The sequence below is a fragment of the Cesiribacter sp. SM1 genome, assembly GCF_020178975.1.
Lineage (GTDB): Bacteria > Bacteroidota > Bacteroidia > Cytophagales > Cyclobacteriaceae > Cesiribacter.
In genome coordinates, this window is sequence record NZ_JAHXBU010000016.1 from 1 (window position 1) to 12,589 (window position 12,589).

Consider the following 12,589-nt stretch of genomic DNA (forward strand, 5'->3'; position numbering starts at 1 on the left):
CCTGAAAGGAGAGTCATTAAGAAAAGGAATTTTGAAAAACGAGTAACTAATTTTCACTACTTTGCAGCATCTTTCAAAGTGGCACTGTTTGACCGAAATCCCTGGCATGGTCCCACCGAAATAGCCAAATGTTACCGCATTGTATTTATTAGTGTCGCAACCGCCCCATTCAGTACCTCTTGTTTAGCAGTCTCCATGTTCTCGACTAATATCGGCTGCACTCTTACCTGTCGCACCGGCGCCCCGGCTCGAATTCTTTGTGGATCTTGGCAATTTTTTCTGGGGTAAAGGTCTCTCTTTTCATTGTTTACAGTTTAAAGCCGCCGGGGCCCGGCGAAGGTGATTTCCTCTACAGCTCGGCTGGGGCAGCCCCACTGCCGCTTTTAAACTGTCCTATTTGCCGGGAAGCTTACAATTAAAGATAGCTATCAATCTACTTTAGGCTTTTGGTATCTGCAAAATAAATTCCAACATGAAAGGGATAAACAAAAGCATTATTAGCAATTCTCTGAGCATAATTTTCTTTCAAGGTACTGTGGTAAATTAAGTTCCGTCTATCAGCACCGAGATCTACCTCAATAGAATTTTGAATATTGTTGAACTTTGGGGAAATATATACAGTGAAAGGCTTGTTGAACCAATTAATTACATCTATAGTGCCTGAATTCGTTATGTAGGAATTAAATTCTGTATCACCACCTCTCAAAGCATTTTGAAGATTACCCTTGCTACCTTTGACGAAGTAAAACATATTGTTAATTTTATCTTGAGCATATAAACAATCGCAATGTGCTGTAATACATAATAAATATTGATCAGTGATATCATCACCATTATGTATTCTAAAGATGTCACCAAATCTTACTTCATCATTTTTTTTCCTTGTTGTAACAAGATTGTTGTAATAAAAATTTAGTTTACCTAAGTGCTGCTGATATTCTTGCGGCGATGCCAAAAATTGAGTCATTTGCTCATTAATCCCTTTTTGGTCTTTATATTCATCCAAAGTGCGAAATATTTTTGGTTGCCTCTCTTCATCATACAAAAATGAAGCAGCCTGACTTTTCCATAGCTCTCTTAAAAAATCATAAAACGATTCGGATGGGATTGAATTTTCTCTGTGATGAAAGAAAGCTAACTCATTTATACTGTCAATATCTTTGCCAATAAAACCCGAGGATTCTTTAAATAGATTTCTCATCTCAAGAGCCATGAGGGTTAAAAAGTTACCTGAGTTATGAATTATAGCCTGTTTAAATCTTTCATATAGGTTCTGAGGCTTTATTTCCGTCTTATTATTGATTACAATAATTGTATGGTTGACAACTAAAAAATTTTGCTTGACATTATTTTTTATTTCTTCAGCTTCATTGATTGAAGAGCCTCTAATATCTTCACCAGCTAATAGAAAGCCTAGTCCACAGAAGCAATATGGCAAACTATTATAAACCTTCTTTTTTATTCTTTCAATGAAATGCTGCCTGATTTCTTTGAAAACCTCATTATTTGACTTCTCTTGTATTTTATTAGTTAAATCCTTAAAAATTATGCCGGCTCTGTCTTTATAGAGAACCATTTCCTTCAATAGTGCTTGAACATCTTCATCAAATATCTTTTTGAATTCAAAGCCATTATTTTCTAATATTTCTTCAATAGCCTTTTTATCTTCTTCTAAGATATCTTTTGAAAAAGGTGCAAAGTAACTGTTGATAGCATAAATAATCTCCGAAAAGTCTCTGCTTGGTGTACTTGTATATATACAAATGAAATGCAAGTTTGGGCGTTTAATAGCTTCAGCAATGATGGCCACAGTTGGTGAATGTTCTACCCCAACTTTAGAAAGTTGCCAATCTAAAATCAATAAATCACGTCCTTCTAAAGTATAATTAGATCTGTTTTGCCAGTCTTCAAAATCCTTGAACTTATATAAATCAATTGACCTATCTTCCCTTCGAAAGCTTTGGTAAACTCCTCTAGAAAGCTCAGTCTCTGAATCAGTGGAAGGCTCAAAAGGTTCAGCTAAATCATCGTCAATGAACATTATAGATCCAATAGATTTACTTATTATCTCATTTGCAACATCTTCAAAACTATTCAATTTCATACTTATTTATTTATTGCTTCAATGATAAAACAAGCACCATTAAGGATATTATATTTTCTGTCATTAGTTGCATAGATATTGAATCCAATCCCATTTAAACTTTTTTTCGCGAGATACAAACCAATTCCTCGGCCTTTGGGACGATCAGAGTAAAATAACTTAAAAATGTTTTCTAGAAGATGTTCATCAATAGGAAGGCCAGAATTTAAAATTAACAATTTTTGATCTTGAAAATCAATCAAGATTCTCTTGTCTTCCACTGGTTGTAGCCAATATATTGCGTTATTGATTATATTAATTAAAACTGGCTTAAATACTGATTCGTATGAGAACTCACTCCAATCCGATGCTTTATCTGTTATCTCAAAATGGATATTATTCTCTTTAAGCTTAGTACCAAAAAAATCTTGGATGTAATTAAATAATTCCTTGCCAGTTACATCTTTCCTAATTCTTCCAGTTGTTCTGTATAAAGGTTGTAATAATTTGTAGTTGTCTTCGAGATGATTAAATGCATTTACTAGAACGTTGTACCTCAGTAATGCTTCATTGTTATTTACTAAATTTATCTTTAGAGATTTGATGCTTTCTGATAATTGAGAGTATAGAGTATTGAATTGATGATCTATTATTTCAACAGCGATTCCTAGTTGAGCTAGCTCATAAGTTTTATTCCACTCTTCTTTCATTTCTTCAAATTGCATTTTATAAAAACCAACTAAATCATCCTCTTTGACATCAAAGTTTACTCTTTCTAGGTGTGATAAATAAGGAGCAATTCTATTAGAAACCTTCTCTCTAGTATCCTTAAAAATACTTTCTAATAATTTCAAGCTAAGAAATATTTCATCAACATCAGTTTTTGGCGGAATAATAGCTTGATACTTAGCTTCGTAATCAGAAAGAAAAATGGTTTCTTCATTGGCCAATTCTTTTATGAACTTATTATTTATAAACTTTAACCGATTGTCATATTCAGAGAATTGGTTCTTCAATGTATTTGAAAATAATTTGTGCTTGCTTTCAAATTCCACAAAGAGATCTTGTACTTTTAATTTCTCTTGTACAGAGTTGATTACTCTATCTGAAATTTCAACTGTTTTTTGAAACTTTGATAACTGTTTCTGATAAGCATAATAGTTCTTTTCTTGTAATGGAGTAGGTGCAAATCTGGCTGGTTTAGATATTTTGAATGCTTGTGCCTTGATTTTACATTCATCTAGTTCTTTTAATATAATACGTACTTCATCAAAGGCTACATCTGAAGTGGCTGTTTTTTCCTCCAAGCTCTTTATGAGAGTCACGTAATGTGTCTCAAGAAAGTCTAATGCCTGTGGATATTCTTTTAAATTCTTCGAAAACTGCTTTCTTGCTTCTTTGTCTCTTTCTTTTTCTTGGGATTCAGCTTCTGACATCTTTCTAATCTCTTCCTTCTGTTGATTCTTATAATCAAACTCTGAAGAAGTAGCAAAATATTTCTTTGCTAAATCTTTAAAAAAAGCTATCAATTCAGACTTAAAGTCTCTATAAGCGAGGTTATTTACAAATCCTTCTCTACTAGACTTATCTACTAATCTTTTATTTAAATCTCGTGATATTTCAATATATCCAAACATTCTTCTCTTTGCGAAGAAGTTATCCCCTGCTGATTTATTTCTTCTCTCTTCAAACTCTAAAAAATCATTCTCTGCTCTTCCATAAGGTAGTACTCTAAAATGATCTCTGTAGATGTACAATCCACCGTATAATTCCAGCTTTTCGCCGAAAATACGCCATTGTTCATCATTCAAAGATGTTTCTTCTTTTTTGCCTACTACATATCCTAATTTAATCTCGAAGGGACCAAAACTTGTAAGTTTTTCCTTTCTAATAGGCTTATAATTGTGTTCAATCTCTTTTTTATAGATCCTTACCTTACCAAAGAAATTGCCTTTTTCATCAAATCTCCCATCAATCATGTGGTCACTGTGATGAAAATCTTCTGGAGTGAAAAATTCTTTAAAATTTAGAAGATCATATTCACCATTTTCGCTATCCTTGATCCAAAAATGAGTTTTATATATTGGATCATCTGTTTTGAATAAATTAAATAGTCCAACAAGAGCAGAAACTGTATGATTTATAGAGTTTTCATCTTGCTTATCTTGATTTTCATCTTTTTTAGAAAAATTCTTTAAATCTAATATTTGTTGTTCTGGCTGAAAAATTATAAAACGTGTTGCGTGGGAACCTAGAGGATCATTTGCAAGATCATTTATATGGTTATCAATAATAAAGTCGGGTAAAGAAAGATCTAAACAATCAGAAATTATTGTTCGCCTTAAATCTTGTTGATCACTCCAAGGATCCCTTTGACCTGGATTAATCGCAGGAAAGTTTAATAAAAATTCGTCTTTTAAATCATTGAAAATATTAGCAGCGGTAGAACCGGATACAATAGTTTTATTAGGTATATGAATATCCTCTAGAAATAAGTTATAATTCTCTAAGATCCTCCAATCAAAAAATATTGCCTCCAGTTGGTGCTTTTTTTTCTTAGTTAGCATTAACATTTGAGGACCAAGGTAAGCTACAGCCAGTCGACCGATGCCCTTCTCACCCATTTTAATTCGTGGCTCTTTATGAAGAGTATCCTCTCCCTTGATATCAATCTCTCCTCTTGATTTTGAGTCTGTGCCCAATACAAACCATTTATCAGTAATATCTTCTTTTGTCATTCCTTTACCATCATCAGAAATAACAAAAACAGGTTCAGAAGAATCTACATACCCATCCAAATAAAGAAAAGCTTGTAATTTATCCCCATATGCATCATAGCCATTCTTCCATAACTCAGAAATTGCTGTAGGCAAATCAGCAATTTGTCCTTTTCCTAGAAGATCAACTGCTCTTGCTTTGGCTCTGAATTGAGGCATTTTTTCTAGCTTTTATAATTTCCTGACCAATTTTTCTTGCCATGTTAGGTGGCACGGCATTTCCAATCATCCTTGCAGCTTTTTCAATACTATTCGAATAAAATTTATAATCTAAAGGAAAAGATTGAAGTACAGCGCCCTCTCTTATAGAAATTGCCCGATTTTGTTCTGGATGTGCAAATCGGCCATTAGATGTACTGTAAAATTTTGTTGTTATAGTAGGGGATGGTTGGTCCCAATACATTCTTCCGTATACATCATAAAATAAATCATCCTTGCCTACATAACAAGGTAATTGTAACTCTGGATCATCTTTCCATGCAAGCCTTGTTCCACCATCTGGAGGTGTACTTCTTAAACGAGCGATGTTGATAGCTTGTAAGCCAGCACAAGAATGTTGAAAGTCAGTTAAATCTTTGTGCCCGGCAGGAATTCTATCAAAACCTTTTTCTTCTGATATAAAATTGCGTACAGTCATTCCCTTTCCACATTTCAATTTAGGAATAGCTATTACATTAGTTATTCTAGATGCTAAAAGGACGTATCTTTTACGATTCTGAGGTACTTCATAATCTAATGCATTTATTATTTTATCATCAATAAAATAACCTGTCTCGTATAGATACTGCTTAAATGTTTGAAGCGGACTTTCCTTCTTCGACTCAAGACCTGGTACATTTTCAATAAAAATAAATCCTGGCCTAAAGTAATCTACAAATTTTTTAAAATCTTCAAGTAGCAATCTTGATTTCGCAGACTTTTCTTTTGATGTATTTATTATTGTATAATATTGACAGGGAGAACAACCAATAAATATCAGATTATCATCGTTGGGTGTAATATTTAAATCTTTTTGAAGCTGTTCTGGCTTATATTTAGAAATGTCTGAGTGTATGAATTTTGAGTTATTATTCTTCTCATATGTTTCCTTACAAGTTTCATCTATGTCTATTCCGCCAAGAACATTTATACCTGCTTTTAGAAAACCACAAGTTACACCACCAGCACCGCAAAAGAAGTCCACTGCTTTCAAAGCGCTAGTGTTGTTCTCAGTATTTTTTTTTGGCATATCTGACTACTTATTTATAGGCTTTTCTATAACCTGTAAACATAGGAATTATTAATTTCTTTATCAATCCCATGTTGTTAAGTAGACTTCAAACAAAAAAGTGAACAAAAGATTATAAATGGATTAGATGTAAGGCTAGCAGGATATAAGCGAGGAGGCCTTGCATTAGCATCAAAGAATCAACCCTAATGCCAGATTCACTGCCTCACTTGCCTATAGATAAAATTGTCTTAGTCCCATAAAAGAATGGAGAGTTTTTGAAACAGAAATCAGAAACTTTAAATTAGGGAAATATGAGCAAATCGTACAAGAGACGGAGTAAGCAGGAGAAGTTAAAAATCGTGCAGGCAGCAGAGCAAGAAGGAGCCATTTCAGCCTGTCGTAAGCACAGCCACCTTTTACAGCTGGAAAAAGATATATGATCAGCATGGTAAGGCAGGTTTTCAGCAGGAAAATATTAAATGAGCATCTTTGTGATTACCGAGTAATGTTGAAGAACTTCTCACTTACTAGATCTGCAAATGACTGATATTTATTCCCAACAAAAGCGATCGAATATTATGGCTAAGATATTCGGAAAGGAAACAAAGCCAGAAATAACAGTACGGAAGTTCTTATTTGGAAAAGGGTTTCGGTATAGGAAGAACGTTAGCGATTTGCCTGGTAAACCGGATATTGTTTTACCAAAGTACAACACCACAATATTTGTAAACGGATGTTTCTGGCATGGGCATCAAGGTTGTAAAGCAGCTAAACTCCCTAGAACGAGACATGAGTTCTGGAAAGAAAAGATTGGTGCAAATGTAGAACGTGACACACGGAATACAAGACAGTTGGAAGAAGAGGGCTGGAAGGTAGTTGTGGTTTGGCAATGTGAAATCAAATCTAAAGAGAAAAGAGAAAAACGGCTGGAGGGTCTAATTTCAGAAATCAAAAGCAAAAAGGATGTTTAAGATTGGCGCTACCTACACAAAAAAGGAAATATATCATATATTGAATGTACCCAAGGAATTACAACGGGGAGCCTGGGATACAGGATATAGAAAGTATGAGAATGATGTGTTTATTTTTTCTAATATAGGTGTTGCAGGAAGAACAGGGCACGATTATGATAATTATTGGAATGGTGATGAGCTAGTTTGGTACGGCAAAAGTCAATCTAGATTGAACCATCAATCTATTCAAGAGCTCCTTTATCCTAGTGGCAATGTTTATCTGTTTACAAGAAAGGGAGATCGAGATCCTTTTGTTTTTGAGGGTTGTGGAGTTGCGAAAGATTTTGAAGATACTAGACCTGTGAAAATTACCTGGTCACTTCGATACAATGAGCAAGTAAACCCTGTAATCTTAGCTGAGGAATTAGTAACACCTGATTTTTATTATGAAGGTGCCTGTAAATTAATCAAAGTAAATAAATACGAACGAAATATTGCGGCTCGTAGAGAGTGCTTGGAATTTCACGGAACGTCTTGTAAATGCTGTGGATTTAATTTTGAGAGTGTGTATGGCGAATTGGGCAAGGACTTTATTCATGTGCATCACGTTAAACCTTTGTCTGAGGTAAAGGAAGAATACATTGTTGATCCTATCAAAGATTTGATTCCCCTTTGCCCTAATTGTCATGCAATGGTTCATAGAAAAGTGCCGGCTTTGTCGGTACAAGAGTTGAGAGAAAGACTGTCTATCCATTAGTAAATGCCAATAATGACACAATATTCATTAATGAGATATTTAAAATTCTCAATCAACATTTTGTGAAAAATCAGGCACATCTACAACAAGATTCAATACTTCGGAAAGGGGAATTTCTGACGCATAGTGTATTAACTATTAATTGGGGAATAGGAATATTATGTAGATCAGTTGGAAATAAATGTTAGATTGTAAATAGTCTTTATTCTGGGCTACCTTTCATTCTCTTACCACCTTTTTCAACTGGAGGGACATATTCATCTGGTATATCGAATTCAAAATTAAAAAGCACAGAAGGGTGAACACCAATAGCCCTGGATATTTGGGCAATGTTGCTAATGGATGTATTTGTTTCTCCCCTTAAGATTCGTCCTACCTGCCTCAAATCAAATCCTGTTCTGTCACTTAAGCATTCCTGGCCAATATTTTTTTCCTCGCAAATTTCTAGAATTCGTTTGCGAACTTTATCTATAAATTCCTGGTCCTTGTAATTTGGTTTTTTCACAAGGACAAATTGTTACAGGCTATCAAAAATTGTTAGGACATATTTGTCCTATATTTAAAAATTGCTTACCTTTGATCTAGTTAGTCAAGGCTTCTAAACTGCTAACTAATTCCAGTTTAGAAGAATTTTGATATTGAATTTTATATTTGCGATACTTCAAAATTTATAGCATTTGAAGCAGTCGCACTGATTGTCTCGTCTTAGAAAACTGGCACCTTTCATTGACCACGAGACGGTAAGTGAGAAGCTCACGCTATGGGCGTGGGCCCACTTATTCGTGGTCGGGTATGCAAGTACCTCAGTAACGGGTTAAGTTGGGTTCCACGCCTCTTTCATGGCGCAAGTTTGTAACCCGGCTTTTCCTTCGATGATGACCTGATATATGCACTCCCGGCTGCTCCTGTTAACCACTGCAGACAGTCTGGCTCTAAACTTTTCGCAATGGAACACGCTCGTCACATCTGGCTGCACTGCCACCGTCCTCCACACTGATCTGCTCCCCCTTCGGGTGGTGCGATTATGTATGCACTGCCTCTTCCTGTGAAGGTTGGGCTTGCCGGCAGCGCTTCTCTTCCAGCACTTTCCCCTTTTTGACACATCAAACTCCATCCGCATGAACACCATTTTATGCAGACTGGCCCTGCTATGCCTTTTCGGGAGGCCGTCGACCCACTTTCCCATGATGTCGACACCGCCGCCCCGCTTCTGGTGGTAAAGGGCTAAGGTGTAGACACTCCTCCTTTGGCTGTCTACAACAATACACAAGATCCTCTTCAGGAGGGGTGTGTCACGTTTAGTTGCTTTCGGGCCGTGCAGGCCCGACAGGGGTCGCTTTGCCTTTAGGTTAGTAAGTATTTCGGCAGGGCCTGCCCCGGCACCCTACGCGGGCCGCCCCTTTTTTACCATTGTTTACCCGCAGATGCCTTCTCCAAGCTTCCCCCAATTCCCCAGCTGCAGCCGGCAAGCCCAGCGGCAGGGGAGGGGGAAGCTCCGGGAGAAGCCCGGTCCACCTGTGCCGTATCCCTGTAACTCTTATCCAGGCTCCTGGGCCTGTTCCAATACCCAACCCACACGAATATGAAGATCCATTTACTCATCTTTTACTTCCTGCTCTTCCTCCTGCGCTGGTCACTTCCCGCCCATGCCCAGGAAGAGGCGGAGCGGGATGCCCGCATCCTCCGCGGAAAGGTGCTCGACGAAGGGGGACAGCCCCTGCCGGGCGTGAACCTCCTGCTCAAGGCCAGCCGCGGGGGCACCGTTACCGACAGCGATGGCCTTTTCAGCCTGCGCCTGCCTCCTGGTGTACGTCCGGGAGCCGATACCCTGCAGGTTTCCTACATCGGCTACACCACCGAAGAATTCCCCTTGCCGGCCACTGATTTCCTGGAAGTGCGCCTGCTGCCCGACATCGAAAATCTCATGGCCGTGGAGATCGTCTCCACCGGCTACCAGCAGCTGCCGAAGGAACGGAGCACAGGCTCTTTTGTGCAGGTGGACGAGGAACTCTTCAACCGCAGCGTGAGTCCCGATATTCTTAGCCGTCTGGACGGCATTGCTTCGGGCCTGCTCCTGCAGCCGCAGGCCGGCGGACGGGAATTGAGTATCCGCGGCCGTTCCACGCTCTTTGCCAACAGCGAGCCCTTGATCGTGGTCGACAACTTTCCTTACGACGGCGACCTGGCCTCCATCAACCCTAATGATGTAGAAAACATTACCCTGCTGAAGGATGCGGCAGCTGCCTCCATTTGGGGTGCCCGTGCGGGCAACGGGGTGATCGTCATCACCACCAAACAGGGCCGCCATGGCCAGGCCCCGCAATTATCTTTTAACAGCAATGTAACGGTAGGGGAGCAGCCCGATGCTTTTTATATCCCCCGCATGTCGACAGGCGACTATATGGCGACCGAGCAGGCACTCTTTGAAGGGGGCTACTACGGGGCTTACGAACGGGCGGCCGATAAACGCGCCATCAGCCCCTTTGTAGAGCTCTTGATCCTGCACCGCGAGGGCCGTATCACGGATGCGGAACTGGAAGCGGAGCGGGCCCGGCTGCAGGAGGGGGACGTGCGCAAGGACTTTGAACGTTATCTGTACCAGCAGCCCCTGCACCAGCAGGTTGCCGCCAGCCTCCGGGGTGGCGATCACCGCCAGCGCTACTACTTCTCGGCGGGCTACGATAAAGCCCTGGAACGGCTGATAGGGGATGAAAACAGCCGCATCACGCTTAACGCCAAGAACAGCTGGGCTTTCTTCCGCCAGAAGCTCCGCTTCTCTACCGATCTCTACTATATCGAGGGACGTACCGTGAATAACGGGCTGGATCCGCAGGGCCTGCGGCAGTCTAATTTTGATGCGCTGCCGCCTTACAGCCGCTTGGCTGATGAAGGGGGAAATCCGCTGCCGCTGATCCGCGACTACCGTCTGGGCTTTGTGCAGGGAGCGGAAGCGGCGGGTTTGCCCGACTGGCGCTACCGACCCCTGGAGGAGCGGGAACTGGTAGACAGGTCGAACCGCCTGCGGGACTTCCGCGCCAACCTGGAACTGGGTTACCAGCTGCTGCCGGAACTGCAGGCCAGCCTGCGCTACCAGTACTGGAACAGCAACGGGCTGGGCCGCGACCACTATGGCGCTGACAGCTACTACGCCCGCGACCTGGTGAACCGCTTCACCCAGCTGGAGGACGACGGCAGCTTAAGCAGGGCTATTCCCATGGGCGGCATCCTGGACGAACGCAGGCGGCTTTCTCAAACCCACAACCTGCGGGCACAGCTCCTTTTTGCCAAATTGTGGGGAGATCGCCATGAGCTGAACGCCCTGGCGGGCTGGGAGATGAAAGGGATGGAAACGGGCGCCAGCAGCTTCCGCTATTATGGCTACCAGGAAGAGGGGCTCTTAGTGGCGCCCTACGATGGGGTAACGCGTTATCCGCAGTACCAGCAGCCCAGCCGGCGGCAGATCGTTCCGGGCGGGCAGCAGCTAAGCCTGCTGCATGATCGCTTTATTTCCTACTATGCCAATGCGGCTTATACCTACCACCGCCGCTACCTGCTCACCCTAAGCGGCCGCCGCGACCTTTCCAACCTTTTCGGAGTAGAAGCGAACCAGCGGGGGGTGCCCCTTTGGTCGGCGGGCCTGGGCTGGAACCTGCACGGGGAAAGCTTTTACCGCTGGAAGGCGCTGCCCTACCTGAAGCTGCGGGGCAGCTGGGGCTACAACGGCAATATCGACAAGAGCGTAACGGCCTTTACCACCGCCCGCCTGCAGGGCCGCAGCTGGGATACGGGCCTGCCCTATGCCAGCATCACCAACCCGCCCAACCCCGCGCTGCGCTGGGAGCGGGTCAGGATCCTGAATGGGGGCCTGGACTTTGCCACCCGCAACCACCGCCTAAGCGGCAGCCTCGAGTATTACCTGAAGCGGGGAGAGGACCTGATCGGCGATGCCCTGCTGTCGCCAGTGACCGGCCGCAGCCAGTTCCGGGGCAATGTTTCCTCTACCGAGGGCAGGGGCGTAGACCTGACCTTAAGCAGCCTTAACCTCCAGGGGAACTTCCGCTGGCAGACCGACTGGCTGTGGAGCCATGCCAGGACCCTGGTGACCGGCTACGAGGCGGAGGCCGGGCTTTACCAGCTCCTTAGCTTCGGTTTGTATCCCAGAGAGGGCTATCCGCCCCTGGCCATATATTCCATTCCCTGGGCGGGCCTGAATCCCCTCAACGGCAACCCACAGGGCTGGCTGAATGGGGAAAGGAGCGAGGACTGGAGCGCCATCATCAATAACATGACGGGCGACAGTCTCCTGTACCACGGCCCGGCACAGCCGCAGCATTTCGGGGGGCTGCGGAATACCTTTAGCTGGAAGGGGATTTCGCTCTCCTGCAACCTTACCTACAGCCTGGGCTACTACTTCCGCCGGGAGTCAATACGCTATGGCAACAACAGGGGGCTGGGTGGCCATGGCGACTGGTCCTATCGCTGGCAGCAGCCGGGAGATGAAGTCTTTACACAGGTGCCTTCCATCCCGGAAAGGGGGAACAGCTACCGCGATGACTTTTATCTGTATTCGGAAGCCCTGGTAGAGCGGGGCGATCATCTCCGCCTGCAGGATGTAAACCTTAGCTACACCCTTAGCCGCGAGCAGTGGGAGCGCCTGCCTTTCCGGCAGCTGCAGCTCTACGCCTATGCCCGTAATTTGGGAATTCTCTGGAAGGCAACGGATAAGGTGCCGGACCCTGACTACCGTACCATGCCGGCACCACGCTCCCTGGCCCTGGGCCTGCGGGCCGATTTTTAACCTAACCCCTT

Annotated in this window: 7 protein-coding genes; 3 read left to right on the forward strand and 4 right to left on the reverse strand. The window is 42.6% G+C overall.

The annotated features are described in order from the left end of the window. Positions 1-433: 433 nt before the first annotated feature. Genes KWJ01_RS03510 through KWJ01_RS03520 form a run of 3 tightly spaced genes read right to left on the reverse strand, consistent with a single transcriptional unit; the run spans position 434 to position 6,088 of the window. Positions 434-2,104 carry a response regulator receiver domain gene (locus KWJ01_RS03510; RefSeq protein ID WP_224995026.1) on the reverse strand — a complete coding sequence of 557 codons (1,671 nt, stop codon included), beginning with the start codon at positions 2,102-2,104 and terminating at the stop codon, positions 434-436. A gap of 2 nt (positions 2,105-2,106) precedes the next feature. Then, positions 2,107-5,019, reverse strand: coding sequence for an ATP-binding protein (locus KWJ01_RS03515; RefSeq protein WP_224995028.1), 2,913 nt, complete (start codon positions 5,017-5,019; stop codon positions 2,107-2,109). Beyond that, a complete protein-coding gene (locus KWJ01_RS03520; protein ID WP_224995030.1) occupies positions 4,985-6,088 on the reverse strand; it encodes a DNA cytosine methyltransferase in 1,104 nt (367 codons plus the stop codon). Before KWJ01_RS03520 ends, KWJ01_RS03515 begins: the two co-directional genes overlap by 35 nt. A 521-nt stretch (positions 6,089-6,609) precedes the next feature. On the opposite strand from KWJ01_RS03520, the gene KWJ01_RS03525 reads away from it, so the two are divergent. Beyond that, a complete protein-coding gene (locus KWJ01_RS03525) occupies positions 6,610-7,041 on the forward strand; it encodes a very short patch repair endonuclease (protein WP_224995031.1) in 432 nt (143 codons plus the stop codon). Further along, a complete protein-coding gene (locus KWJ01_RS03530) occupies positions 7,034-7,780 on the forward strand; it encodes a DUF3427 domain-containing protein (RefSeq protein ID WP_224995041.1) in 747 nt (248 codons plus the stop codon). Before KWJ01_RS03525 ends, KWJ01_RS03530 begins: the two co-directional genes overlap by 8 nt. A 202-nt stretch (positions 7,781-7,982) precedes the next feature. Here the strand turns inward: KWJ01_RS03530 and KWJ01_RS03535 are convergent, their stop codons facing one another. Further along, positions 7,983-8,285 carry a helix-turn-helix transcriptional regulator gene (locus KWJ01_RS03535; RefSeq protein ID WP_224995043.1) on the reverse strand — a complete coding sequence of 101 codons (303 nt, stop codon included), beginning with the start codon at positions 8,283-8,285 and terminating at the stop codon, positions 7,983-7,985. A gap of 1,077 nt (positions 8,286-9,362) precedes the next feature. On the opposite strand from KWJ01_RS03535, the gene KWJ01_RS03540 reads away from it, so the two are divergent. After that, complete coding sequence (locus KWJ01_RS03540; protein ID WP_224995044.1) at positions 9,363-12,578, forward strand: SusC/RagA family TonB-linked outer membrane protein; 3,216 nt, start codon at positions 9,363-9,365, stop codon at positions 12,576-12,578. Positions 12,579-12,589: the final 11 nt, after the last annotated feature.